Raw genomic sequence first — 24,463 nt, 5'->3', positions numbered from 1 at the left:
TCAGCCGACGAAGCAAACTCTTCTTCAAGATATCGACAGAATCAACCAATAGTTTTGAGCGAAGTGGTTTACGCGGAAAACCTCTAGAACTCCATCACGATTTTGAACTCATTGACTTGGCTACTGAAATCAACCAAATGCAAGCAGTAAGGCCAATGTAAAACCGGAGGGCCTACAGATAGACACGCACATAGATATGACTGATCAATTTCAACTGGAGTTGACGGCAGCATGAACTTCGTTGCCGCTTCTGCGTAACTTTGAGAACACGGAGGTGAAAAGTGAGACTCATAACAGCCAGCCTGGTCATCCCCGCACTTATAGTCGGTGTATGCATTGCCGATCTCTGTCTGTGGAAAGTGATTATGGTGAGCGTCTGCCTGATGGCGATCTATGTTATCGGGGTTGTCTCCGGATTTCTGAGGGCCTGCGACATCGTTACCTAATCCCAGTAAATTTGAGAAGTGGAGGGTTGAATGTCAGAAGTATTCGAACACTGGGCTATCCTCGAGTTGATGGGGCATATCCGACTCGGGGGAAAGGTCACAGAGGAGCAACGATTTGGCGGCACGATGGGCCGAATCGACATTCCGGACGGGAACGGTGGACTCATCACCCAGTATTTTGGGGCCAATGCCGTTTTCCGTCTCACACCAACGACGGAGGATATCGCCAGAATGGTGGCGGATCGATCAATGGCCGCGCCAATCCACTCCTGGGAGTTTCCGCAGCTCCGCCAAGCGCAACCCGGGACGGCCGGTGATGACCTTGGAGAATGGTGATGTTAACCGAAAAACAGATTAACGCTGGCAAGTGGTGGAATCGGGCATGGTCACTGGTTGAGGGATGCACCCGGGTGTCCCCTGGGTGTGACAACTGCTGGCTCCAGGCGATGAATAAGCGTTTTCACCGAGAGGGTCCGGTGACATTTCGCGCGGATCGGCTGGAGATTCCTTTGAAGGTTAAGAAGCCGACCATCTGGGCGATCTGGAGCGATTTGTTCCATGAGGAGATATCCGCTTACCAAATCACTCAGGCTTTCGAAGTGATGCAGGCGTGTCCGCAACACACCTTCATTATTTGCACCAAGCGGCCGGAGAGAATCGACCCAGTACTTTACGGAGATGAGGGGCTTTGGTATTTGGGCGGTGGTGATTATCTACCAAACGTGATCCTGATGACCACTGCTGAGAATCAGGAGATGGCCGACAAGCGGATAACTGAACTCTTGAAGTGCTCGCCGTTCAAGTTGGCGGTGAGCATCGAGCCGATGCTGTCAGAGATGGACATTACTCACTATCTCGATCCACTATGCCGGAAACGAGAACCCCACAACGATAATTACGAGTGTGAGTTTTCTAGCCTCAATTGGGTCATAGCTGGCTGCGAGACAGGCCCGAAGAGAAGGTCGTGCAATCTGGACTGGATAAGGAGCATCAGAGACCAGTGCGCGGCGGCGGGCGTGCCGCTGTGGATCAAGGGGATGGAATTGTCTTGGTCGAACCTGTTTCCCGGTCGAACGTCAATTTCCCACGACATGACCGAGTGGCCAGACGACCTGAGGCTCAGGTGGTTGCCGGAGGGGATGAGATGATCTGGCATGGGCAGCCTTGCAAGGTGATCTGCAAAGCTCCATTCAAAAAGGGCGTCAAGCGGAATGCGCTGATGGAAGCCTCGGATGTTCGCCTGGCAATGGCTCTATTCTGTGGCATAACGGGGCCTGCATTTGTGGCGGGTATGTGGTATTGCTATGGGTGGCCCCAAGAAAGGAGTGAATAGTGTTGACGCGGCAGGAGATGGCGGAAGCATTTTGTAACTACCCAGACCAATTGGAACGTCTGGCTGCGGTGGTAATCCTCTATTCAGCCGACGAGATGGATGACGCTTTCGCACAGAGTTGTAGTTTTGCTTTATGGGTAAGTGTGTTATTGCCGGAGATGAGCATAGCTGACGCGCGTCACCATTGGATAGAGTACATCAAGCGCCAAAAGGCAGACGTTTTGACACAGATGGAGGTATTTGCATAGGATGAGCAAACGACAGAGCTTTGTACTCACAGGAATTATGGGCTTCGGGATAATTCTGCGTTGTATATTTCTGCTACTCAATAACCCTCCTCTCCTCGGCGCTGACAGCTACTGGTTTCACTACCTAGCAACTCAGGCTATCAACGGTGAGCACGTCGACTATCTCCATACCGGGATGGTGTGGCCATTGGTTCAGATGGACAAGGTGCTCCCCTTAGATGTCTCGATCTACGTCTTGCCCATTTTGATCTATCTGGCTACTGCTTCTTGCCTCTTTTATCTGGCCTACAAGATGTTCGGATCACATGTGGCGCTCTGGTCGGTGGCCGCCTGGACAGTGATCCGGCAGAGTGTCTATTTTACTGAGGCCAAGTATATTGATAGGGATGGCCTGACCGCCCTCCTGGTAGTAGTTGGCGTCATGACCGCCTATTTGGGGGCCCGCTACGTTCGACGGTGGTGGCAATTCGCCCTGGTGGGCATTTACGTGGCCCTTATCGGCCATCTCATTTTCCTAGAATGGTGCTATGCCGGGAGGTGGCTTCTCATGCTGGCGGTTTTTGGTGTGTTTGAGTCCATGATGATGCCGCTAAAAACACCGGTAAAGGTTTGGCTCAGGGATAACCGGGGGGTGCTCACTTCACTAGCAGCATTCATGGTTGTGAGTGGCATTCTTATACTTATCTTCGATCTGCACGACTGGGACCGGCCATGGATGCCCAACCCGTTCAATGGTTTCGAGGGGACGCAAGACTACTTCCCGGTCAGCGAACTTCAGCCGATATCTCTGGGCGACCTCCTATTTGGATGGTATCCGGCGCTTCCCTTCGCCATCATGGGAATAGTTATTGTCATACGTAGGCGGACACGGGCGGACTTAGTGATACTGGCATGGTTCTTGACTCTATTTGCCGCCAGCTTCATGGCCGTGCGTTGCATTAATGTTGCTTTCCCTGCGATCGGTATACTGGCGGGAATATGGCTCTCGAAAACCGATTTAGATATTCGTTACAATCATCGCTTTCATACCGTCATGATCGGCGGACTGATTGTGATGAGTGGTCTGGGGGGCTGGCTCATCACCGCGGGTGATATCGAGGGGTTAAGCCCTCGATATATGGGCGCGATGGAGTTTCTGAGAGAAGAGACGCCGACCAGTGCCAAAGTTCTGGAATTCTACGACAAGGGAAACAAGATTCTCGATATCGGGGAGCGATGGCCAGTGAGAGTCGGATGCTGGACCGGGGATTACCCGCAGTTTTTATCAAGCGACGTGGATACTATGATTTGCCGGGCGTATATGACGGATGATCCGGAAGAAGTCGCCGAAGTCATGCGATTCTTGGGCACTGACTATTTCATCCTCTCAGAGTACGAGAGCGACGAGAAGAAGCGAGACATGATCATGGATGTGGCCTTCGATCGGAAAGATTGGACAGACAAGGAGCGCGAAGCCGTTTGGCGGGCGTCCGTTATGCGCCAGTTCAGGGATGGTGAGTTGGCCAACGCGGGGTCGCTAGAGGCCGTATTCCGCGACGGATCAGGAAACAAGAGATTGGTGATTGTTCACCTGGTCGGAGTGTTATGAAAGCACTTACCTGCCTAAAGAAAATGGGGACATTCATTCTGAAAGCTCTGGGGGTGGCATGGCTATTCATGTTGATGTTTTTTGGGATCGTTCTACTTAATCCCTTGATGGACTTCTGTGTAAATGAGATTGAGGAGGGCATCGATGCTGGCATCTTTTCATCAGACGCTTGCCGTGTTTTAAGTCTCATCCCAATATGGTTCCTGTTGTCATGGATTGGGCTCTGTATTTGGCTGACACATGAATACTTCAATCGAGTCGGCCCTGCACCATTTTTGGCTGTTTACCCAGTCCTTTTCCTGATATATGCAATTGAGGGAGTAATATGATCGCCGAAGCCGTCTGCATCGGGGCTATCGGATTGATTTTGTGGCACGTGGTCGGATATCCGTGCCTGATGCTGGTGATGCACACTTGGAGCCGGGCGGTCCCTCAAGATGAATGCGATGCTGTACCGTATATTCCCTGTGTCTCGGTCATCGTGCCGACGTACAATGAAGCGACCACGATCCGGGACAGCCTCAGGAACCTTTTGGAGCAGGACTATCCGTGGGATCGTTTCGAGATTGTTATGGTGGACTCGGCCTCAACCGATGGAACGGTGTTGCAGGTCGAGGACTTCCATCAAGACGGACTCATCGCACTGCTGAGCCAGGCTGAACGCCGCGGCAAGGGATCGGCCATTAACTGTGCCGTACAAGAGTGTCGCGGTGACATCCTCATTGTCACGGATGCCAACTGCTACTTCAATCGCCAGGCGATACGGCGTCTGGCGGATCATTTCAAGTACAGCAGGGTTGGCGCCGTATCCGGGCGTTTGGTACGTTTGGATGAGAAGGGGAATCCGTTGTGGAGGGAACTCCATTCCTTCGAGGATCACATCGAAATGCTCGGAGAGTCGGTTTTGGACTCCTGCGCCACTATCTACGGGGAGATCGGGGCGTTTCGCCGGGATCTATTAGTTCTCGATGAGACACAGAGCGCGGAGGATTTCGATCTGGCCATATCGATTCGTAGATTGGGCTACGTCGTGGAGTACGAGCCGGACGCCATAGCCTTTGAGCAACGGCCGATCCGAGCGTCCGACATGATCACGCAGCGACGCCGGTGGGCCGGCGGAATTATCTTGTGCCTCTGGAAGCATCGGCGGTATCTGTGGGTTCCCGGAGATCTGTTCCGCCTGGTGATCATCCCATCTCATAAGGGGATCAGGGTGATCATGCCGTTCCTGGTGGCGGCCGCTGTAGGTTCTTTTGTGTGGATGATCTTAGATTAGATTAGATGCGATGAAAGCAATCAAGCTAAAAAGTCATAATCTTACCATACGAAAATTCTTGAGATACTGCATAGTCGGTGGCTCGGGATCGGTATTGGGATGGGGTATCACCTATGCTTTTACTGAGTGGGCTGGACTTTGGTATATGGAGTCAGTCATTTTGACGACTGGAGTTGTCGTCACGTACAATTTTCTTTTGAATGCACTGTGGACATTCAAAGATTGAATCGATTGGTTTCACTTGGTAGCGGGGCCGGGAATTGAACCCGGTCCTCGGCTTTATGAGAGCCGCGACTTAGCCGTTTGTCCTCCCCGCGTCAACTCAGAAGACTCCCGATTCCCCAGAGGATGCCGGACCCGATGAGCGCCGGGATCATGTAGCTCTGGAATTGGCTGACAATTCCCCAGATCATGCCGCAGGATACCACAATGATCAATATCGTCCTGAGAATCATCAGCAGGACATTCAGACCTTCGATATCGCTCTGTAAAAAGGCGTAATTCCACGACAGCATGCGCGGCAGGCCGTGAGTGATGAACCCGGAAAACGCCACTGGGATGGCCGAAAGGCCGGAAATATTCGCCGCTGAGAATCCGGTCAGATCGTTGCTGATATCATCCCACTGATCATCGGACGTGTAGGTGCCGGAGCACCCCATAGAGATAATTTGCCCCATCACCAGCAGCAGCGCAAAGAACATCATCAGTTTGGGAGATATCACCTACAACCCTCCGGTGCGGATTTCTCGCCTCATATAGAGGGCAACGTAAAAGATGGCCAGCATCAACAGATCGATGATTCCAATGCCCATACCAGTCGCTATCTGGAGTACCAGGACCGAAACTGTGACGATGGCAACCGCCAGAACATCGCGGGTCTTGTCGAAAAGGAAATAACTGCCGCCCACGATCAGGGCCAGGAAGAGACACAACCAGAACGCGCTCCGGGGGATCTCCGCGTCATCGAGCATACCGTTAATGAAGCCGGAGCCAGGGAAACCGTCATAGTCCCCCAGATCATTAAAGAAGCCATCCGACTCGTCCGGGAAGGTCACCGGAACACCGCTGGCAGTTTCTCCCGAAGATGGCACGGCGTAGATCGCTGTCAATACGGGGGTGAGCTTGCCGATGGTCACGTCGATATCGGGGTCCATCGCCACCATGTTGTACGTGACATCATTTCCGCTGGCCGACAGATCCGTAATGGTGGTGGAGGAGACTTCGTCGGGCTCGAATTCCAGGTTGAGCACCCATGTGGGGGTGGCGATTGAAGTGCTACCGATTTTCACCGAGTCCAACTTGGCGGTGAGTTCTCCGATATGGACATTGGTAGCCGTAGCGATGATATTTCCCGAGGTTGCTTGAGTCACAGGAGTCTCGCTATCGATACCGATAGCCATCTGAGAGCCATTATACGTTCCTGTGATCGTGTGCCATGTTGAGAGGGACATAGAGGTCGCGGACGTAGATACGGTAGACTGATAGGTTAGATTACCGAATGTTATGTCCAGGCCAGACGAATCTGCGTAGGAACCACCTGAAGTATAGATTGTCTTCACTCCATTACTGAAAGCCTCTGAAGTCTTATACCCCACCATTAGAGTGTTGCTACCATTACCCCCCGAATACTCACACATGATTCGCACATCCGATACGGATGTGGTTACCGGAGAGTTGAACGTGTACCACGTAAACGTAGGGTATGCTGACAACGTGGAAACATCTTTTGTTCCCAGGGTGCCTATCAGCGCATCTGTTGCAGAGTCGCGTACAGTAACACTCAATGTCCCCGTTGGAGAGACAGATTTACACAGGTAGAATTGGATAGAACTGATAGTGGTTCCACTCGACTGGAAAAGAGTTGCCAACCGTTCCCCTGCCCGAGTAGCCCCTCCGCTATACAATGGTTCATGGGCACTCTGAGCGGTTTGACCGGCAGTAATACCTAAGGTTAATATGATATTCTCGTCATCCACCGTCAGTTCATATGCCCCATCCTTGCTGATGATGGTCTTCTCTGTAGATGGTAGCGCCGGAAGGTTGACATCCGCCTGCAAGGTCAAATTCGAGGTGATGTCCAGGCTGTCGGCATCGGCCACGGTGTTGGCATCCCCTTCCATGCCCACCCACGCCTGGTCGCGGACCGCGTCCGGATCCCCGAGCCAGATATTTCGGGTGGTGGATGCTCCGGGTGCCAGCGTGGCATAGTCGGTGTACCACTTGGCCGCCGTGCCGTCCAACTGGGTGGCAGTGATGCTTTGCGTGGTGGCGCCGCTGGTAAGCTGGATATCCTCCCCATCCTCCTGGATGTAACCGCCATCGATCAGGGCATCGGCGTTGATGGTGGTGGTGATCCGGGTGGTATGGGCCACGGTGTCCGTGTTGTGAATGCTCACCGGGATGTAATACGAGTATCCCGTGAGCGCCAAACTCGACGTGGCGATGAGCGCCATCACTACCAAAAGCAAAGCAAGAGCCAATTTTCTCATATCTTTACCCATACTTCCCTAATAGCATCCAACCGATGTAGAGGACAGCAACGAACGCGAAGAGCCCGAATAGAGCCCAAGGCAAAAACGTGATCTTTGCAGCATACAGAAGGGCCACGGGGATAACCGCATACGACGCCTCCGTCGATTGCCATTTGAAGAATGCCAGCCCCATCAATACCAGAATGCCGACCATCACCAGTAGCGTAGTGGCCACCACGGGGTTGATGCCGCCTAACATGTCTCCTAAGGTATTCTTGAGCGTCTCAATCGGAGTGTCCGCGTAGGAAGCCTCAACGTCGGTGGCCCTGTCGCTCCATTCGGTGTCGTCCGGATACCCAATGGTGGCACTGTTCAACATGAAGATATCCGGGGCAAAATAGCTCAGACCGGGGATGGCTCCCACCATGTAGTATTGGCCTTCTGCCGTCAGTACCAATCCTCCCGTGGTGGTTGCCAGCAACGCTGCCGGCACTCCCCAGTCGACTTCCAGGTCCAGGATTGCCGTAACCAGCCACGTCTCCAGTTCTGCCCGGTTCTCCAATTGGTCCGTCCCGGCCGAATAGTCGCTGCTTCCGATGGTCCAGATAGAAGGCGTCGGCAAGGTAGTCCATTGAGTGGGGTTGCCCTCCAGTTTGACCTGGTGAGCTGCGTCCCATGCCGGCACATTATCGGCGGAGAAGTAGAAGGCCGTGATCCCGTAGTAATAACCATTGAAGCCATAGGAGTAAGGAACTTGCTGGCCGATGTCGTTGCCGTCGCTATCCACAAACCGGAATAGGAAGTAGGTGTTGGCCGGTTCTGACGGAGGAGAGGCATCGTAGCCGATATCGAAGGCAACTACCGCCAGGAAATCATCCTCTTCTATGAGATGACGGAATACCTTGACGTCTCGGATTTGGAGATTATCGGGAGTGGCGGGGTCGGCGAAAACGGCGGAGGGAAAGACTGCCCAGAATAGCAGAACGAGAAGAGCCGCTACACCGCATCGATGTAAGAGGTGCGACATTTGCGAGTAGTCAACGGTCTGCCCTTTTTGTCCCATTCTATCACACGCTTTGCCACTTCTATCCCGGGAAATCGTGTTCGATATGTCCAAGCTATCACTACGGTTCTTGGTTGCCTGTATAGGGCTCTAGCTAAGGCTGTCTTCTCTCGATGCGACAGTCTATCGATGACACTATAGAACTCCTCAATGATGTCAACTCGTGATTCCTCATCATCGAGAATCGCTATGGAGTATGGCCGTCCTTGTTCACCTTTAATCCTGTTCATCCAACCTCATCTCTTATTATAGGGGGCCAAGTCAATATTTTGTATATTACAGACAGCAATATACAAAATATTGTATGGGTTATGTTAGCTTCGAGTCAAGGGATCAAAGGAGAGCGCGTATGAGAATAGTTGAAGCGGTTTTGGGAATCATCATCTTGATCATGCTGGTTACCTACATGCTGGTCCCTGTGGTCCTGGATGTGCAGAGGGAGAGCTATTCCGAAGTTTTCGACTCCAGCACCGAAGCCGCTGAAACGACAGAATCCTGCGCCCTCACTTATAACCACGAGCCGAATAATATCGAAGACATCAGTATTTCCTCAAATAATGAGTTAGATTCTCCAATTGTTGTGTCGTACACTGACTCAACCAAAGTCGTTATCATCGGCGGGTTAGCCGAAAGCGACACCCGATATCTCACCATCGGGTACATCAAAGAAGCCCCGGACACTTTCAATCTCTTCGGATGGATCAACAGCATTCCCACAATATTACTTCTGGTGGGGGTATTCGGAGCGATCGCCGGGCTCTTTGTCTGGGGTAAAAACAAGTTCGGTTAACTCAGGGTCGATGCTGGCCTGTTAAAACACAGCCAGCTTGTCTATAGAAAATTCTTAAAAGGAGGGAAAGATGGCTGTACGAAAAGGAGGAGATGAGGAAGGTGCAATGGGAGGGTCCGCCAAGGGAATGACCCAGGCAATAGTGATGATGGCGGTAACCACCATGATTACCCTGATTATGGTTGGCCTGGTGGCTTCACAGATGGATACACTCTTGACCGATAACACCATCACCTGGTCCAACTTCCCTGGCGCCGAAAGCATGCTCGGCTTGTTCCCACTGATGATGCTCCTGTCGATCCTGATCATGGGTATCCTGCTGTCCTATCTGACCTATACGGGCCGGACGAAGATGACCAGTATTGGCGCAGTCATTGCATCCAGTATTGGGGCTGTGATCATCAGCGTGTTTATGCCCACGATCGTTGATCTGTCAGACACACTGCGCGGTTACACCTTCCCTGGGTTCAGTTCCATCGCGTCGATGGTTCCTATGTTTGTTGTCCTCGGCGCAATGGGAGCTATTGGGCTACTCGGATTCGGCGTCAGCAAGAAGATGTAGTCGAATCCCTCAGAGGCAATTTATGAATTGGAATTGGAAGTTCTGGGAGTCTACAGCGGACTCTAAGCCAAAGGTAATCCAGTTCATTGCCGGGGAAGATCGAAGGTTCACGAAGAAGGCCCTGGATTCCACCGGGGCCTTCTTTCTCGACCCTGACAATCTACTGGGGTATTTCTGTATGACCGGAGGCATGCGCCGGTACATCATACGCGATAGTAGCGGGCGGGTAAAGACCAAAGGCCAAGTGGGCCTCATTTTCGAGCTGAGCGCGCAGCCGTGGAATTTCAACACCAATACATGGGAGTCAGACGTCACCCAGGATGACATCATCATGAGCAACGCTCTCGATGATGGTTTGAGTAATGCCGACAAGCAAATCGAGAAGCAAAAGACCTACGAGGGACTTTTGCCGGTATTGATGATTCTCGGGTCCATTATCGGTCTGATCGTTGTCATTATGGCCATCGCCAATTGGGACAAAATTTCGGGGTCTTTGGTGTAGGAAGAAACGATGAGATTGAAATTTTGGAAAAAACAGGATAATCTCCCTGAGTTGATAACCTTCTCACCGGAAGAACCCCAGCCATCTCCGGAATACAGTATCAATTTGTCATTTCTCCCTAAATGCGTATTCTTCATCACCAAAGACGGAGTTATTGAGGATCATCACCCGTGGGTCATCAGAGAAGTGGCAAAAATCGTCGCGGGGAATGAGGAAGACTATATCAAGATGAGTGGCGACAACATGGTTTATGTAGCCGTCAAAAACGGACCGTTGCAGTATATTGAGCCGTTAATAACGCCTAAACCGAGTGAATACGAGATTACCTCCACCCGGCTCTATGGGATGGCGGAAACACTCTCCAAAAATATCACAGAGGTTGAGTTGCTGCGCCGGCAGACGAATCGGCCGAACCCATGGGCCAAATGGGGGAGTATGACCGGATATGTGCTGGCATTTGTAGTCCTCGTGATGGCGCTCATTGTCATCGTGGCGGTGCTGTTTGGCAATAGCGGTGATACAACGGACGGGAATACAGATACGGTCCCAGGTGTAACCCAGCCCATGAAGCCCGACTTGACCATCCCAACACCGACACCTGATGTGCCGCTAAAGCCCATCAAATAGGAGCTGTTATGGGAAATGATCCTTTCGATCTGGGTTTTACCACACCCCTTGGCGGAGGAAACAACGCCAAGGAATTCCTGAAGGTATCCAGCGATCCGGAACACGAGATCGCCAATATCGTGGTGAAAGCCAATCTGCCCCGCGCGCAAATGGCGCTGATTGTCGATATCTTGACGATAGCTACCAAGAAGGATGGCACCGTACACACACGTATCCTGGGATACGTGGTGAATACCATCGCCGGATCAAAAGCCGAAGACGGTATGGCGCTGGCGTATGCGCTTATGGCGTTGACTAATATCATCGCCCCGAAGGCATTGCCTACAGCGGCCGGCGATAAGCTCGTCGGAAAGCCGAAGGATAAGGACAAGGAGAAAAAAGACGCCGATGTAAAGGTCCGCCATAAATCATCCGAGGAGCGTGAACGGGAGACGTTAAGTGGATGAACTCAATAAGGCTATCGCCGAACTGATAGCGGACGAATCCGACCGGGAAGATCTACCATTCCGCAAGCGTAAACAACCGGAGGACTGGACAATCGGCGTGATCGGACCAAAAGGCGGCGGTAAAACATTATGGTTGGCGCGTAATGTAGTCGTCGCTCTCGCGGCGGGATTGCCGACGTATACGAATCTGACAATGAAAGAAGACGGACTGAACCGGAGAGGGATCACGGCGCGACCAGGATCCCTTGATGTAGAGGACCTGCTGAAATTCGATGAGAAATTATATGCCGCGTTCATCGGCATTGACGAGATCAGTACCTGGATGACCAGCCTCCGGGCAATGAGCACCACGCAAATCGTGATGGTCAACTGGTTCGGTCAAACGCGCAAAGACCTCAAAAAGATCATGTGGAATGCCCAGGTGTCCAAGTTGCCGCCCAGAGCGGTGATGGCTAACACAGACCTTCTGATCTACGCTCAAGACTATTCGTTCACGGAATGGGGAACGGATCATGGGCTCGATCGCGGGTTCATCATAGCGTTGAATATCAAAGACCAGAGTGGGTACTTCACCGGACGCCCTGGCATGACATGGGGGAGATTGTACCATCAGGCCGATCGGTTGCGTGACGTCTTCCACACCGGCCAACATCAGGATCCCTACGCCTTTGCCCGGAAAACAACAATCACCGGTGGGGAGCAAATCCTGGACCTGGACACGATGAAGGTGATGAAGAAAGAGGAGAAGGCCGCTTTTGAGCGTGAGAAGGGGCTCAGAGAATTCAAGGACTCGATCACTGCGCTTCACAACACTCAGACCATGCGATTCATTCGGGATAATGGGCCGGAGATCGGGGCCTCTATAGAGGATGGCGTGTTGACCTTCGCGCCGTTGGCTGTAGAGGTGGCCCTTGCCAAGCGGAAGGGTAGAGAGGTAGACAAACAGGCTATCAAAACAGGATTGAAGCTTATCCTGAAAGCGGCCGATGAAGGGCAAGTGGCCACGCGGGAAGTAGACACGGTAAAGCTATTCATGCCGGAGTATTTCGAGGGGGCTTTGACATGACGTTGACCGTGCCGGAGGTGATGATGTTTCTGGCGCTGGTCGGACTCGCCTACTGGGTTCGCACCTGGTGGATACTGATGATCAACGGCGTCAGCGTCACCGCTCTGGCGATATCGTTGTTTTCGGTATCTGAGAATTTCGCGTGGGCATATCTGGCAGTTGGCCTGACTATGTTCTTTTATGGAGTAAATGCTCGGAGGTGATCGATGAAACAGTTAATTGGTTTCCTCTTTGTGATCGCATCGTTAATCTTATTTTTGTGTATCATGCCTGTTATTGCGAGTTTGGCTACTGACGCCACGCTCAGAGATGCCTTTAACACTCTCAGTAATAACGGATATAGTGCTTTTGCGGATCAAGACGGGAACCTAGACGTAGCTGGGGACCTGGAGGTTGATGGCGATGCCACTGTGGACGGAGACTCCACGACAGTGGGAGATGTATCCGGCGCGACGGTGACTGCTGCAGGAGCCTTGACCGGTGGATCAATTGTTGCCCCTACGGGCGTGGGAGCGGTCAAAGTGGTGGCTGGGGCAAATGCCCCGCAGGCTATTAAGGATCGGGCAGATTATTCCTGTGATGGGATAGACGATGATGTGCAGCTTCTGGCTGCTATCAACGCGCTGACTGCCGGAAGAACTTGGAAGGAATCGGTCAAGGTGGTGGGGGAACTGCTGATCGAGAGCCCTGTCAACCTGGATTCGTATACTATACTTGACCTCTCCGATGCGAGATTGGTGGCGGCAGCAGATACGGAGTTGATCTCGGCAGACAGCGCGGACCACGATTTCGAGATTCTGGGTGGAGTCTTGGATGGGAACAAGGATAGTGGCTATACAAGCGATTGCATTCAATTGGATGGAGGGGTGGCAGGAACGAATTTCCACGCCATGATTAGAGGAGTCGAGATTGTCGATGCCGGCGACATAGGGTTGATGGGGTACCGTGCTAATTATGTGTGGATGGAGAAGGTGAACGCCCATGGCAGCAGGAATCGCGGCGTCTTCTTCAATGGCAGTCATGACTTGTGGGTGAATGCGTGTTTAACATGGGGCAATGGGACGGGGGGTACAGGGTATGGCTTGTATTTTGGGAGCAACCTGGGATCCGGCAAGCAGTCACACGATTTACACGTGAGCAACCATACCTCCTACGGGAATAGCGGGACTGGCGTTTCTGTGGCAGACAATGGCCCTAACCTCTACGCATACAACTTCCATCTGAGCGGTATCACGACATATGACAATTCGGTTTACGGTTTGCGGATTGGCCTGGCCAAGTATGGAGATGTCGTTGGGGTGATCGCTCATGATAATGCCAACAATGGAATCGAGTTCGACAGTGTGACCGACGTTTCGCTGACCTCATTTGAATCATACGGAAACGCGAATGGAGTTGAGTTTATGGCCTCTGATGTGACTCTGGGAAGCTCGCGTAACTCGGTGACGCAAGGCCATATTCATGACAACACTGGAAACGGCGTGGTGTTGGTTAACACCACTTATACTGACGTGTGCGGCAATGACATCTACAACCACAGCACCGCGGACTATGGTATCCAAGAGTATGGATCGACGGACTACAACACGATATCAGGCAATTACCTGTCGACAAACACCGTTGCGATCTGGACTGTCGGAGCCCATACGACGGTTTCGGGGAACCTCGGGTACACTAGCGAGAATTCCGGCACAGCCACCGTAGCCAACGCAACCACAACAATCAAGGTCGCGCATGGCTTGGCCGCAGTACCGGCTCGCGTGTCTATCACCTGTACGGGATGGGGAAACGCAACGAAGGCATGGATCAGCAGCAAGGACTCAGACGGAGACGGGCTGAAGTTCACCATCAGCGTGGATGCGGACCCCGGCGCTTCGACGGCCACCTTCGATTGGCGGGCCATCTTATCCGAGGGGCAGTAGCGTATGAAGAAGAATACGACGATACCAGATGATCTTCAATTAGCCTTGGTACGGTGCCCGAAATAGGTAACTTTGGGAAGCGGTATGGGTATTCTTCGGTCAGCCTGGTACGTCATTTTGAATCTCTGGATCATCGTGCTGGCCTGGTACGACGTGATCCGGGGAAAGAGGTCGGTGTTATGGAAGAAAGTCGAGAGGATGCAATCAAAGCCTCTGGGGTAAGTACCCGGTTTTTCACGCTGCCACCGGATCTCCAAGCATCCTCCATTTGCGCTGCCCTCGTCTTAGCCATTGGATTGACCGTGCAGGTATTTCTCCCACCTCATAACGAGTGGGGGCTGATCTTAGCCGGAATCGGGATCGTTCAATTGATTGGGGTGCTCGTACTTTCAATGTTACCTATTCGCACTGAGGAGGACGACGATGGGGCAATTTGTGATCAATCCAGGGACCGGTGAGATTCGACATGTCACGCCAGAGGAATATAGCGGGCTTTCTGACGTCTGGAAACAAACGTCACCGAATTTCGATCAACTCAAAGCGGCAGGGGCGATGGATGCCGCAGGCGTAGCTCAGATCAGCGGAGTTGACCAGTCCAAAGCTTGGCAAACCCCTACCAGCGGCCAGTATGTCTTCAATCCCACCACGGACGAAGTAGAATTCATCACCGGACAGAACGCCGAGACTATTGTAAAGGACCGCTTCTCTCAGGGCTGGATATCCCCCAACATCGATACGCTCAAGGATAAAGGGCTGTTGAAGTCTACCGGGGAGGTCAACTTCGATACCAGGGAGTCATGGAAGTTTGGCGGCCGGTCCCCGGAAGTGATCTCCGCGCAGAGCGAACTGAAGAAATACGGCAACGATCCTATCAAAGCTCTGGCCTCCGGGGTGTCCGATGACACCATCAAGAAGGCAGGGTTTGATCTGGACAAGACCGACGACTCCGGACAATCTGTAAAGCAGTGGTTCAATAACCTTTCCGCTGAAGATAAGCTGATCATCAAGAGCCAAGGAATAGAGGACTTCAATAAATTTCAGCAGGCCCGCCAGGAGAAGTTTGAGGCGGACACTGTCAAGGTCGGGCCGGGAGAGGATCGCGTTTACAAGACGTTCTATGAGTCGTTAGCGCAGGAAAGTCAGAAGCGGCTGAATGAGATCGGCGTGGAGAAGTTCAACGCTGAAACGAAAGCGGAGCAGCAGAACTATACGACGTCTCTGGCCAATATCGAAAAGCTATCCGGGGTGAAAGGTGAGTCCGATGGAAAATCGACTTATGACTTGGTGGCCGCTGTCCGCGGTGGGGCTTCTGATGATGATATCCGCACGGTATTTGGCGAAGAATCCCTGACAAGCGCCAGGAAACAGGAGAGGGCGCTCAGTGAGATTGAGCACGAGGGGGGATTCCTCCAGGCGGTCAAGAATGGGGTGCATGTCAGTACGTTCATGGATGCCGGATACGATGTCTCTGATTACAAAGACACTGAACAGTTTGTGAAAGATAACGTGCAGGACCCCGAGAGCAAAGAGTGGTATCCGAAAGACTGGGTAGACACAATGGCAAAAAATTCCGGGGTTGCCAAAGCTACTCTGGAGAAGACGTTCAAAGAGTCCGGTATGGCCGGAGTCAATAGCATACTGGGAGGTGAACAGTATGAAAACACGATGGCAGAGGCCGAATTCAAGCGCCAGAATGTGGAAGTCGCCCCGGATAAATGGGTAAGCCGGGCTTACTACGAAGGGTTGTCGGAGAAAGAACAAAAGACGCTGACAAAAGCATACAATACCGAAGTGCCGGCAACCCTGGAATTCGATGAGGGGTCGAGGCTTCCGAATATCAGTAAAGACCAGGCGCTTGCTATTGCGTATATGTCGCCATCGGAAGCAAAGACATATTTCGAGCAGATGGACAAGGATGCCCAAGTAGACTTCCTGCTAGATCGAAACCTGAAGCCCAGCCAAGCGGTCAACTTCGACAAGTTGTCCGATGAGAAACAGGCCGAAATGGTGCAGCAGTGGCAAAATATAGTTAACCGCGCCTACAACCCCAAAACATGGAAACAGGCTGCGGTTGGCACTGTGACTGAAGGGATATTGCCGTTAGTGCCGATAGTTGGATCTTACATAGCTGTGAAGGAAAGAGGAGTCAAGTCTGGTTGGTCAATTGTGTCTATTCTAGGTGATCTGTCATTGATAGCAGGTCCAGCAATAAAGGCAGGCTCAGCAGCATTAAAGACGACGAGTATGGAGGCAGCCATAGCGCGAAATACTGAGGAATTTGCCAACACTGTAGGTAAGGCTGTGAAATCGACATCCGGAGAAAAAGCCGCTACAGAGCTGACGATAGCATTCAAGGATCAGGCAAAAGCGCAAGCTACGTATATGCAAGACTTAGCAGCCGTAAATAGAGACCGCTCTAAGTTGATTGATTCCATTACCCAATCCCGAGTCATTCCAGAGGCTGGTGTTGCAGAAATGGAGCCATCGGCAAAGATGCTTTCAACTGCAGAGTTAGGATTACCCGAGAGGGCTTTAGCGCATATTCCGACATCCGACGTGAAGATGGTCGTATCCAATTATGATAAGGCCGTTTTGAAGGCTCAGATGTCTGAAGTGGAATTGGCGAAGGCCGCAAGTAGATATGACAGCATGATCGAAAAATACTCCACTTCCGGTAAGATTGGAGAATTCACAACCACTGAGCTGGCCCGGTATGGTGAATCCCCTTCGATAATCAGAACGAATATAAGCGGCGGATATCTAAGGCCAGCTATCGTAGCAGACGATCCCAGAGTGATTGAGGCTATGAGAACAGCTTCAGCCAATATTGTTGACAGTACCAGAGCAGCGTATGAAGCATATGTTAGGCCGTTGACGTACAACGTGTCAAAAATCGATTCAACGTTGGTTGACTTGAAGGAATTTATCCGAACTTATGGGAGAGGGTTGAATGATCGCTCCTTAGCTGAGCTGCAGGGTGAGATAAATAAACTTGAAGCCATGAGATACGAAGGCCTTGTAGAGAGTGCCGGGAAATCCGTCAAGCAGATACCAAAGTACGTCGACCAGGTAGGAGAGTTACAACAAGAGATAGCCAAAGCAAACAAAGTGATCAGCACACTAAAAACCTCCGGGGCCCCGGAGTCCACGGTACAAAAGGCAACTGTCCTTAAAGATCAGATGCAGTCATTGTTCGCAGAGATGATAGAGAAGGGGACTTATCCGATATATGAAGCCAGCAAGCTTGGCAAGGGAACGGAACTGATAGTTGTCGACTCTGCTGATATGTATACTAAGGCACTATCTCTGGACAGGCTTCTTAGCCCAGCTTACATCTCGCAACTCACCGCCGCCAATAAGTTACCTTCGTCATCAGTGAAACTGTTGACTGGGCTGAAAGACTCACTAGCTGTGGGTAATGAAATTAAAACATTACGAATTTTGGATGACATCGACAAAGAAATGGAGTCCTTCAAACCAGCAAAACCAACGGTCGGAGACGATGATGCTTGGCAAGTATATTTGGACAAATATCGCACCCACAAAAAGGATAGCGAGTTAGTAAGACAGCAAACAGAATACGTACGACAAAACTTAGCGCAAGTCCAAGAGTTAGCACGGACTACTGAGACAATCAAATCGTCACCGTACACCAATACCAGTCTTTCTGCCGCTATCCAAGACAAGTCAATGACCCCTGCAATGGAACGGTTGATGACCGCGCAGAAGAAACAGACCTTGATAGCCGTATTGGACAAAGACCCTCTGCGTGAAGCACGGTTGGCAGAATTACAGAGACTATTTGATACGGCTGATCCCACAGTGAAAACTGCTCGTATCGGCAAGCCGGCGACCGCGGCAAAAGCTGTAGTGACAAGATTATCCAGAACAGACAAGGAGATACAAAGCGAATTCAAAGAACTCATTGATCGCGCTAACTCAAGAATCGCAATTGCGGCAATCGAGAAACAGACGCAAGATGCTACGGGTACCGCATCCAGATTTGTTACTGCTCCAAAGCCTGCTAATGCTCTGAGGGTTGCACCCACCCCTGCACCCGAACCGAACCCAAGGACATCACCTAAATCTTCTAGTACACCAAGCGCAGAGCCAACCCCATATACTGCACCTGAGGCAGAGCCATCAACTGAACGTCTACCAGATGACCGCCCGGGAAGGATACCCCGCGAACCAGATCGGACATCAACTGATCGCTCGTCGGATACCGTTGCCCATCCCTCTTCACCACGGTTACCAGATGCTGAGATTGAATCAGCTAAGGGCGTTCCTGACAATCCCGGAGAGGATGTCTGGAAACAAGGGTTCACATGGATAACCGCCAAGCCTCCAGGTCCGGATGATACCAAGAAGGGAGGCCGGGGAGAAGTGCGTATCACTATCGAAAAACCGGAAGACGCATCCACTGGCAAGGGGAGCCCGCAGGACACGCTGTTCAGCCGGGGTAAACCGGCTAAAGAAGTGGTGGTAAGGATTGGCAATCAGAGGGCTACATTGACTGGCTCCAGAGGTCGGCGGAAGATTTCGTTCAATCGGATTACAGGAAATGACTATACGATCAGTCGGCGGGAGGGAAAACGCCACGAGAGGGAAACGATGAGAAGATAGATCGTTATGGTTGGGTTGTTTGACGATGTTCATCCGCAAGTTGCTCAGGTGCTTGTTGCTTGCCATCAAAGAATTCTGATATCAATCGTTGCGTCTCATGAGACATGACTTTTTCTATGATCTGTTGTGTCTCATGCTCCTGCTTCCACTTCTTGCTCTTCAAACGCTTAGGCAACACAAAATCATACCACCCTCGGGGATAAGCCCACATCGCAAACAGGACGGCTCCGATACTTTTGATGATGATGCCTATTTCCATACCAAAATACCTCCTTACAAATGGAGTAATCTCCGTACAAGTCCTCGATTCTCCCGCAGAAGAACTGGTTTCGGTAATGTGAGAATCGGTACGCCTACGCCGTAGAGTTGAATTCTCTTCAGATCGGCCATCGTCAAAGTATTACCGCAGTTTGGAAACATACAATAGTAAAGTTTCACTTCAACATGCCATCTCAACATCTTCTGCCCACACCTCGGGCAACTGAGGAACTTATGTTTCATCCTCTCACAGGCTACACAGGTGCAACATGCGGGATGATCGTCTCCATAATAGGTCCGATCTTGTATACCCATGATAGTATCACCTCTCATTGACAACGATCTTGTATGTAGGAGACTCTACCCATCTGGTCAAGTGAACACCTCCCCAATACTTAGCAAGCGCATCAGGATCACATTTTTGTCTTGGAGCGGCACCACAGGTGCGGCAATGGCCATAAACCGCCCTCTCCTCAAAACTCAGGGGTATATATTTCTTGGTTTCCATCTCTTCTCTCATCCGACCAGGGCGAGTTTCCCGGTGTCTTCTGCCGTGCTGATTACCACGGTATTAGTTCCCAACTCTCGCCCCAGGCCCCCTCTCAAATATTTACATTTGGTCTGTCAAAGGTCTTGCGGTAATCATTGGTAGCTACGATCTGAGCAACCCATTGACTATATCGGTTCACCATTGTTAAGGAACTATGACCGAGAATATGCATCAAGGCTAAAGGGCTGCCCCCTTTGAGTAGATAATTACACGCGAAGGTGTGGCGAAAGCAATGGATACATTTACTCCTTCTCCGCACACCCGCTGCATCAAACGTTCGATAAAGCATGTGAAGGCATCCTTGATAACCGATGGGCTCATGGGGACCATGCGCGAAATAATTAGTTAGCGCCATCGTGCATTCCCCGTTAAAAGGGATAATGCGTTCTTTATTTCCTTTACCTTGGAGTTTTATCGCATGATGGGCCAAGCACCGTTCATCAATGTTCGCTTCTAATAGTTCAGTGGCCCTAGCTCCAGTATTAAGATACATCGTTATCAACATCCTATCGCGAGCGTTGGCACATGCTTTGAGCAGCCTCTCGATCTCTTCAGATGTGTAGATTTCAATAGCATTTTTGGGTAGTTTAGGAGCCTTTACTCCATTCATTGGATTGGACTTGAGTAATCCTGCTGACTCAGCCCAAGTATAAAATGAGCTAAGGCTAACCCAATAATTTCTGATCCGGTAATCCGATAACGACGGTTGGCGTTGGCGGAGTGATGATAAAAACCCTTCCACGTCCTGTCTTGTGGGTTTAGTTTTATTGTTAGCCTGCAGGTAGTCGATAAACCATCGCAGTACGGGCTCGTATTTACGAATCGTTTCAGGAAGCACACCCTCAGACAACTTAGCAGTCTTCCACTGTTCAATGAGCATAGTGATATCCTCTACGTTTGATTGCCTTTTAGCTCCCACACTAGGTATAATAGCTTCATTGATATCGTCTCTGTATAGGATATTAGGACTATCAATCACTAAGACTATTAGGTATTGAGGCTGTGGGGTCTGCAAAACCTCTATTCGGCGGTTCGAATCCGCCCGTCGCCTCCATCGATTATCAGACTTCACTTTTCTCAAAATGGAGTATAATATATGTGGGTCGTGTGGAGTCTAAGGTGACTTAAGGGACAAGGAGTAAGACTTATGTTCTGGCTGAGAATTAGAATGTATCTGCTGGTGGTGCTGCTGTTTGCCATCCTTTACGGCGTGTTCATCGGTATCGGCACGGCGCTCGGAGCGGGTGGAATGGGATTCTATATCGGGCTGGCGTTTTTCATGACGCTGCTCCAATACATGATTGGCCCTGCTTTAGTAGCATGGTCGATGAAAGTGAAGTGGGTATCGGAGAGCGAGGCCCCCGAATTGCATCGCATGGTGGCCGAACTGGCGCAGCAGGCCAATCTCCCCAAGCCGAAAGTGGGCATCTCCGAAATAAATCTTCCCAATGCCTTTGCCTTCGGCAGAACGCAAAAAGATGGCCGGATATGCGTGACGAGAGGAATTCTGAATCTCCTGAACAAGGATGAACTCCGGGCTGTTCTGGGACACGAGATGTCCCATATAAAGCACCGTGATATGGCGGTGATGACCATTCTGTCCGTCGTTCCGATGATCCTCTACTGGATTGCCTGGAACTTCTTGTTCCGCGGAATGTTTGGCGACCGCAGAAACGGAGGCTATACGCTGGTGATTGGCCTTGGCGCTCTGGTGATGTACTTTGTGAGCAATCTCCTTGTCCTCTATGGCTCTCGTATCCGGGAATACTATGCCGACGAGGGAAGTGTTCAGCTGGGAAACAGACCCCATCATCTGGCAACTGCCCTCTATAAGCTGGCTTACGGAAACGCCAAATTCAAAGGCAAACAGGAACTTAAACAGGCTGAAGGCGTCAAGGCATTTTTTGTAAACGATCCTTCAAGAGCCTGGAATGAGGTCAATGAGCTGGCGCAGATCGACTTTGATAAGAACGGCACCATCGATCCAAGCGAGCTGATGACCCTCCGATCCATGAAGGTGAAGATCAGCACTGGCGATAAGATTATGGAAGCGATGAGCACCCATCCCAACATGCTCAAACGAGTCCAGCACCTTTCAACCCTTGCTTAGCCACCTATAGAACTGTGTTGGTCTTATGGGGAGAATCTCGTAGAACAGGGGATTCTGCGGTATTTTCCCCTCTTGACATGCTTATGTTCTTCCCTTAGACTTTGAGCAATGCTTCCCGGAGGCTCTATTCATAAATGAGATGCCCCGCGTGCAAAAATTTGATGATCGTGGTTGAGCACAATCGTATCGAGCTTGACTATTGTGTGGAGTGCGCCGGGGTCTGGTTCGACGCAGGGGAACTGGAGGTCTTGATCGAGACCATGCAGTTGGAACAGTCGAGTCTATCACTGGACAGCATTCTGAGTACCCCTGAGACAAAGTCGACGGAGAAAAAACGGCAGTGCCCGATCTGCGCCAAGAAAATGAAAAAGGCAACGCTGGGGCATGCACCGGAGGTGCTCATTGATGTCTGCCCACGGGGAGACGGGTTATGGTTTGATAAAGGAGAGGTGGGCCAGCTCATCACACAGCTACCCGATAACCCATCGACCAAACCCCAGTCCCAAGAACGAGTGATCAACTTCCTGGGAGAGGTATTCAATCACGGGATGGACCCCAATCCATAAGGAGGCTTTAATATGCTTGCAGTCGGTATCGTCATCGGTCTTGTAGTGCTTATCGGTCTCTTCTTGATCGTCATGTATAACGGTCTGGTGAGGTTGCGCAACCAGGTGAAAAATGCCTGGGCGCAAATCGATGTCCAACTCAAGCGACGGCACGACCTCATTCCCAATCTGGTGGAAACCGTCAAGGGTTATGCGTCCCACGAACGGGGAACATTTGAAGCGGTGACCAACGCGCGCAATATGGCACAGGCTGCTGTTGGCAAAGGGGTCGCGGCCCAAGCCAAGGCCGAAGGGGAATTGAGCGGTGTTCTATCCCGACTGCTGGCCGTCGCTGAGGCCTACCCCGACCTGAAAGCCAACCAGAATTTCCTTGCCCTCCAAGAAGAATTGACCTCTACAGAAAACAAGATTGCCTTCTCCCGCCAGTTTTACAACGATTCTGTGCTGGGCTTCAATAACAAAATCCAGATGTTTCCCTCCAACATCATTGCCGGCACGTTTGGTTTCAAGCAAGGAGAATTCTTCCAAACTGAGTCTCCGGCCGAGAGGGAAGTGCCAAAGGTAAGCTTCAGTTAGTTAATAGTTGCAGACTCTCCCCTCAAGGGAGGGGTATTACACTACGAATATGTGGGAACAGATCAGAGACAACCAGATCAAGTCGATACTGCTGGTATCCAGCATGGCGATCCTCTTCCTGGTGTTCGGCTTTTTCATCGGATTGGCGTTCTTTGGCAGCGCCGCTGCCGGGCTGGTGATGGCCCTCTTCATATGGGGGATTATGACGGCAGTGGCCTACTTCCAGGGGGACAACATCTTCCTGGCGATGTCCAAGGCAAAAAAGATCGAGCGAGACGATCACCCGCGCCTCTACAACATCGTCGAGGAGATGAAGATTGCCTCAGGCTTGGAATACATGCCTTCAGTTTACATCATCGATGACCCGGCGATGAACGCGTTTGCTACAGGACGAGACCCGTCAAGGGCATCCATTGCCGTGACCTCAGGATTACTGCAGAAGCTCAACCGCGATGAACTTCAAGGTGTCGTCGGCCACGAGATGGCCCACATTAAGAACCGCGACGTGCTGTTGATGACCTTGTGTGGCGTCCTTCTGGGTGCTATTGTGATGATCTCCTGGTATATGACTCACATGCTTTTCTGGAGCAGCATGACCGGCGGCAGGAGAAATTCAGGTGGCGGTGGAGGCGGAGCACAAATCATTTTCCTTCTAATCGGAATTCTGCTGATGATATTGGCGCCGATTTTCGCACGGCTGATCTATTTCGCTATCTCCCGAAAACGGGAATACCTTGCCGATGCCTCATCGGCGCAATATACCCGATATCCGGAAGGGCTGGCCTCCGCCCTGGAGAAGCTGGGCAACTCAACAGTGCAAATGCAATCGGCCAATCAAGCCTTGGCACCGATGTACATCAGCAACCCCTTCCGCAAAAAGGGACAAGCCGCCAGCGATCTCAGCAGCACTCATCCCCCTATCTCGGAACGCATACGCATCCTCCGAGCCATGGGAGGAGGTGCGTCACTGGTCGACTACCAGAAGTCCTACGAGAATAACCACAAAGGCGGTGGGCCGATCATGAAGCCCGCCACTGTGGCAGGCTTCGGCGCGATGGGAATTCGCGCAGCTTCTGCAGATACTACAGTGCAGGAGCCGGAACCCTCAAGAGCGGAGCGCACCCGTGAGGTCTCAGACCTGATGTGGAAGCAGAACAACTATCGAACGATCAACTGCGAGTGCGGCACCAAACTGAAAGTGCCGCCTAAGTTCAAGCACTCTCAACTGAAATGCCCCCACTGCGGCAGGGTTCACCCTATTGAGTAGTCAACAGCAGGGTGTTCGCCTCTATAGCGATGAGTTATCAGTGTTGAGGCCGTTTAAGAATAGGGGTTAAGAATACCCTGAAAGAAGTTGACACGGTTTTTGAAACCGACGTTTTGACTTTCAAGTGACATTCTCATAGGTTAAGCCCTCGGTTTTGAGGGTTTGAGCAC

At 51.4% G+C, this 24,463-nt stretch carries 29 protein-coding genes and 1 tRNA gene; 22 read left to right on the top strand and 8 right to left on the bottom strand.

The window, feature by feature from the left end; all coding sequences use genetic code 11:
- The first annotated feature begins 281 nt into the window (after positions 1-281).
- From PHV74_06810 to PHV74_06775, 8 genes are read left to right on the top strand one after another with little or no spacing between them, the layout of a single operon-like run.
- A complete protein-coding gene (locus tag PHV74_06810) occupies positions 282-446 on the top strand; it encodes a hypothetical protein (protein ID MDD5094070.1) in 165 nt (54 codons plus the stop codon).
- Between the two features lie 30 nt (positions 447-476).
- Positions 477-782, top strand: a complete 306-nt coding sequence (locus tag PHV74_06805; protein ID MDD5094069.1) for an acetyltransferase — start codon at positions 477-479, stop codon at positions 780-782.
- Positions 782-1,594: a DUF5131 family protein gene (locus PHV74_06800; protein ID MDD5094068.1), complete on the top strand. Its 813-nt coding sequence runs from the start codon at positions 782-784 to the stop codon at positions 1,592-1,594. Before PHV74_06805 ends, PHV74_06800 begins: the two co-directional genes overlap by 1 nt.
- On the top strand, positions 1,591-1,779 hold the full coding sequence (locus PHV74_06795; protein ID MDD5094067.1) for a hypothetical protein: 189 nt from the start codon (positions 1,591-1,593) through the stop codon (positions 1,777-1,779). Before PHV74_06800 ends, PHV74_06795 begins: the two co-directional genes overlap by 4 nt.
- Entirely contained in the window at positions 1,779-2,027 is a 249-nt protein-coding gene (locus PHV74_06790; protein MDD5094066.1) for a hypothetical protein, read from the top strand. The genes PHV74_06795 and PHV74_06790 overlap by 1 nt, the downstream gene beginning before the upstream one ends.
- 1 nt (position 2,028) lies before the next feature.
- Positions 2,029-3,615 (top strand): hypothetical protein, encoded by a 1,587-nt coding sequence (locus PHV74_06785; protein ID MDD5094065.1) that lies wholly within the window; start codon positions 2,029-2,031, stop codon positions 3,613-3,615.
- A complete protein-coding gene (locus PHV74_06780; protein ID MDD5094064.1) occupies positions 3,612-3,944 on the top strand; it encodes a hypothetical protein in 333 nt (110 codons plus the stop codon). The genes PHV74_06785 and PHV74_06780 overlap by 4 nt, the downstream gene beginning before the upstream one ends.
- A complete protein-coding gene (locus PHV74_06775; GenBank protein ID MDD5094063.1) occupies positions 3,941-4,891 on the top strand; it encodes a glycosyltransferase in 951 nt (316 codons plus the stop codon). The genes PHV74_06780 and PHV74_06775 overlap by 4 nt, the downstream gene beginning before the upstream one ends.
- 242 nt (positions 4,892-5,133) lie before the next feature.
- Here the strand turns inward: PHV74_06775 and PHV74_06770 are convergent.
- From PHV74_06770 to PHV74_06750, 5 genes are all read right to left on the bottom strand, one after another.
- Positions 5,134-5,208: transfer RNA gene (locus tag PHV74_06770), tRNA-Met, on the bottom strand.
- Positions 5,209-5,613 carry a hypothetical protein gene (locus PHV74_06765; protein ID MDD5094062.1) on the bottom strand — a complete coding sequence of 135 codons (405 nt, stop codon included), beginning with the start codon at positions 5,611-5,613 and terminating at the stop codon, positions 5,209-5,211.
- Complete coding sequence (locus PHV74_06760) at positions 5,614-7,392, bottom strand: hypothetical protein (GenBank protein MDD5094061.1); 1,779 nt, start codon at positions 7,390-7,392, stop codon at positions 5,614-5,616.
- Positions 7,385-8,389, bottom strand: coding sequence for a hypothetical protein (locus PHV74_06755; GenBank protein ID MDD5094060.1), 1,005 nt, complete (start codon positions 8,387-8,389; stop codon positions 7,385-7,387). The genes PHV74_06760 and PHV74_06755 overlap by 8 nt, the downstream gene beginning before the upstream one ends.
- A complete protein-coding gene (locus PHV74_06750; protein MDD5094059.1) occupies positions 8,359-8,655 on the bottom strand; it encodes a hypothetical protein in 297 nt (98 codons plus the stop codon). The genes PHV74_06755 and PHV74_06750 overlap by 31 nt, the downstream gene beginning before the upstream one ends.
- 119 nt (positions 8,656-8,774) lie before the next feature.
- Between PHV74_06750 and PHV74_06745 the strand changes: the two genes are divergently transcribed.
- The 10 genes from PHV74_06745 (at position 8,775) to PHV74_06700 (ending at position 18,966) form a co-directional block, all read left to right on the top strand.
- Positions 8,775-9,215, top strand: a complete 441-nt coding sequence (locus PHV74_06745) for a hypothetical protein (protein ID MDD5094058.1) — start codon at positions 8,775-8,777, stop codon at positions 9,213-9,215.
- A 70-nt stretch (positions 9,216-9,285) separates the two neighbouring features.
- Positions 9,286-9,777: a hypothetical protein gene (locus PHV74_06740; GenBank protein ID MDD5094057.1), complete on the top strand. Its 492-nt coding sequence runs from the start codon at positions 9,286-9,288 to the stop codon at positions 9,775-9,777.
- A gap of 22 nt (positions 9,778-9,799) precedes the next feature.
- A complete protein-coding gene (locus tag PHV74_06735) occupies positions 9,800-10,279 on the top strand; it encodes a hypothetical protein (protein ID MDD5094056.1) in 480 nt (159 codons plus the stop codon).
- Positions 10,280-10,288: 9 nt separating this feature from the next.
- Positions 10,289-10,906, top strand: a complete 618-nt coding sequence (locus tag PHV74_06730) for a hypothetical protein (GenBank protein ID MDD5094055.1) — start codon at positions 10,289-10,291, stop codon at positions 10,904-10,906.
- 8 nt (positions 10,907-10,914) lie between these two features.
- A complete protein-coding gene (locus tag PHV74_06725; protein ID MDD5094054.1) occupies positions 10,915-11,352 on the top strand; it encodes a hypothetical protein in 438 nt (145 codons plus the stop codon).
- Entirely contained in the window at positions 11,345-12,418 is a 1,074-nt protein-coding gene (locus PHV74_06720; protein MDD5094053.1) for a hypothetical protein, read from the top strand. Before PHV74_06725 ends, PHV74_06720 begins: the two co-directional genes overlap by 8 nt.
- Positions 12,415-12,621, top strand: coding sequence for a hypothetical protein (locus PHV74_06715; GenBank protein ID MDD5094052.1), 207 nt, complete (start codon positions 12,415-12,417; stop codon positions 12,619-12,621). Before PHV74_06720 ends, PHV74_06715 begins: the two co-directional genes overlap by 4 nt.
- 3 nt (positions 12,622-12,624) lie before the next feature.
- The gene (locus PHV74_06710; GenBank protein ID MDD5094051.1) at positions 12,625-14,340 is read left to right on the top strand and encodes a hypothetical protein; all 1,716 of its coding nucleotides are present in this window, start codon (positions 12,625-12,627) and stop codon (positions 14,338-14,340) included.
- Between the two features lie 84 nt (positions 14,341-14,424).
- Positions 14,425-14,562: a hypothetical protein gene (locus tag PHV74_06705; GenBank protein MDD5094050.1), complete on the top strand. Its 138-nt coding sequence runs from the start codon at positions 14,425-14,427 to the stop codon at positions 14,560-14,562.
- A 201-nt stretch (positions 14,563-14,763) separates the two neighbouring features.
- Positions 14,764-18,966: a hypothetical protein gene (locus tag PHV74_06700; protein ID MDD5094049.1), complete on the top strand. Its 4,203-nt coding sequence runs from the start codon at positions 14,764-14,766 to the stop codon at positions 18,964-18,966.
- 4 nt (positions 18,967-18,970) lie between these two features.
- Here the strand turns inward: PHV74_06700 and PHV74_06695 are convergent, their stop codons facing one another.
- The 3 genes from PHV74_06695 to PHV74_06685 form a co-directional block, all read right to left on the bottom strand.
- The gene (locus PHV74_06695; GenBank protein ID MDD5094048.1) at positions 18,971-19,225 is read right to left on the bottom strand and encodes a hypothetical protein; all 255 of its coding nucleotides are present in this window, start codon (positions 19,223-19,225) and stop codon (positions 18,971-18,973) included.
- Between the two features lie 321 nt (positions 19,226-19,546).
- Positions 19,547-19,732, bottom strand: coding sequence for a hypothetical protein (locus PHV74_06690; GenBank protein ID MDD5094047.1), 186 nt, complete (start codon positions 19,730-19,732; stop codon positions 19,547-19,549).
- Positions 19,733-19,826: 94 nt separating this feature from the next.
- On the bottom strand, positions 19,827-20,753 hold the full coding sequence (locus PHV74_06685) for a tyrosine-type recombinase/integrase (GenBank protein MDD5094046.1): 927 nt from the start codon (positions 20,751-20,753) through the stop codon (positions 19,827-19,829).
- 168 nt (positions 20,754-20,921) lie between these two features.
- Between PHV74_06685 and PHV74_06680 the strand changes: the two genes are divergently transcribed.
- From PHV74_06680 to PHV74_06665, 4 genes are all read left to right on the top strand, one after another.
- Complete coding sequence (locus PHV74_06680) at positions 20,922-21,884, top strand: zinc metalloprotease HtpX (GenBank protein MDD5094045.1); 963 nt, start codon at positions 20,922-20,924, stop codon at positions 21,882-21,884.
- A gap of 134 nt (positions 21,885-22,018) precedes the next feature.
- Positions 22,019-22,450, top strand: coding sequence for a zf-TFIIB domain-containing protein (locus PHV74_06675; protein MDD5094044.1), 432 nt, complete (start codon positions 22,019-22,021; stop codon positions 22,448-22,450).
- A 12-nt stretch (positions 22,451-22,462) separates the two neighbouring features.
- Positions 22,463-23,026, top strand: coding sequence for a LemA family protein (locus PHV74_06670; protein ID MDD5094043.1), 564 nt, complete (start codon positions 22,463-22,465; stop codon positions 23,024-23,026).
- 49 nt (positions 23,027-23,075) lie between these two features.
- Complete coding sequence (locus PHV74_06665) at positions 23,076-24,293, top strand: M48 family metallopeptidase (GenBank protein ID MDD5094042.1); 1,218 nt, start codon at positions 23,076-23,078, stop codon at positions 24,291-24,293.
- Positions 24,294-24,463 lie beyond the last annotated feature (170 nt).

Source organism: Dehalococcoidia bacterium, from assembly GCA_028711995.1.
Taxonomy (GTDB): Bacteria; Chloroflexota; Dehalococcoidia; order SZUA-161; family SpSt-899; genus JAQTRE01.
This window is presented reverse-complemented; position numbering and strand designations above follow the sequence as displayed.

Bases quoted from the DNA above. Each gene is read 5' to 3' on its own strand.
- PHV74_06760 (MDD5094061.1), bottom strand. From the start codon at position 7,392: ATGGGTAAAGATATGAGAAAATTGGCTCTTGCTTTGCTTTTGGTAGTG.
- PHV74_06730 (MDD5094055.1), top strand. From the start codon at position 10,289: ATGAGATTGAAATTTTGGAAAAAACAGGATAATCTCCCTGAGTTGATA.
- PHV74_06680 (MDD5094045.1), top strand. From the start codon at position 20,922: ATGTTCTGGCTGAGAATTAGAATGTATCTGCTGGTGGTGCTGCTGTTT.
- PHV74_06710 (MDD5094051.1), top strand. From the start codon at position 12,625: ATGAAACAGTTAATTGGTTTCCTCTTTGTGATCGCATCGTTAATCTTA.
- PHV74_06775 (MDD5094063.1), top strand. From the start codon at position 3,941: ATGATCGCCGAAGCCGTCTGCATCGGGGCTATCGGATTGATTTTGTGG.
- PHV74_06715 (MDD5094052.1), top strand. From the start codon at position 12,415: ATGACGTTGACCGTGCCGGAGGTGATGATGTTTCTGGCGCTGGTCGGA.
- PHV74_06675 (MDD5094044.1), top strand. From the start codon at position 22,019: ATGAGATGCCCCGCGTGCAAAAATTTGATGATCGTGGTTGAGCACAAT.
- PHV74_06750 (MDD5094059.1), bottom strand. From the start codon at position 8,655: ATGAACAGGATTAAAGGTGAACAAGGACGGCCATACTCCATAGCGATT.
- PHV74_06695 (MDD5094048.1), bottom strand. From the start codon at position 19,225: ATGGAAATAGGCATCATCATCAAAAGTATCGGAGCCGTCCTGTTTGCG.
- PHV74_06690 (MDD5094047.1), bottom strand. From the start codon at position 19,732: ATGGAAACCAAGAAATATATACCCCTGAGTTTTGAGGAGAGGGCGGTT.
- PHV74_06670 (MDD5094043.1), top strand. From the start codon at position 22,463: ATGCTTGCAGTCGGTATCGTCATCGGTCTTGTAGTGCTTATCGGTCTC.
- PHV74_06745 (MDD5094058.1), top strand. From the start codon at position 8,775: ATGAGAATAGTTGAAGCGGTTTTGGGAATCATCATCTTGATCATGCTG.
- PHV74_06665 (MDD5094042.1), top strand. From the start codon at position 23,076: ATGTGGGAACAGATCAGAGACAACCAGATCAAGTCGATACTGCTGGTA.
- PHV74_06725 (MDD5094054.1), top strand. From the start codon at position 10,915: ATGGGAAATGATCCTTTCGATCTGGGTTTTACCACACCCCTTGGCGGA.
- PHV74_06780 (MDD5094064.1), top strand. From the start codon at position 3,612: ATGAAAGCACTTACCTGCCTAAAGAAAATGGGGACATTCATTCTGAAA.
- PHV74_06705 (MDD5094050.1), top strand. From the start codon at position 14,425: ATGGGTATTCTTCGGTCAGCCTGGTACGTCATTTTGAATCTCTGGATC.
- PHV74_06700 (MDD5094049.1), top strand. From the start codon at position 14,764: ATGGGGCAATTTGTGATCAATCCAGGGACCGGTGAGATTCGACATGTC.
- PHV74_06805 (MDD5094069.1), top strand. From the start codon at position 477: ATGTCAGAAGTATTCGAACACTGGGCTATCCTCGAGTTGATGGGGCAT.
- PHV74_06755 (MDD5094060.1), bottom strand. From the start codon at position 8,389: ATGTCGCACCTCTTACATCGATGCGGTGTAGCGGCTCTTCTCGTTCTG.
- PHV74_06795 (MDD5094067.1), top strand. From the start codon at position 1,591: ATGATCTGGCATGGGCAGCCTTGCAAGGTGATCTGCAAAGCTCCATTC.
- PHV74_06735 (MDD5094056.1), top strand. From the start codon at position 9,800: ATGAATTGGAATTGGAAGTTCTGGGAGTCTACAGCGGACTCTAAGCCA.
- PHV74_06800 (MDD5094068.1), top strand. From the start codon at position 782: ATGTTAACCGAAAAACAGATTAACGCTGGCAAGTGGTGGAATCGGGCA.
- PHV74_06740 (MDD5094057.1), top strand. From the start codon at position 9,286: ATGGCTGTACGAAAAGGAGGAGATGAGGAAGGTGCAATGGGAGGGTCC.
- PHV74_06785 (MDD5094065.1), top strand. From the start codon at position 2,029: ATGAGCAAACGACAGAGCTTTGTACTCACAGGAATTATGGGCTTCGGG.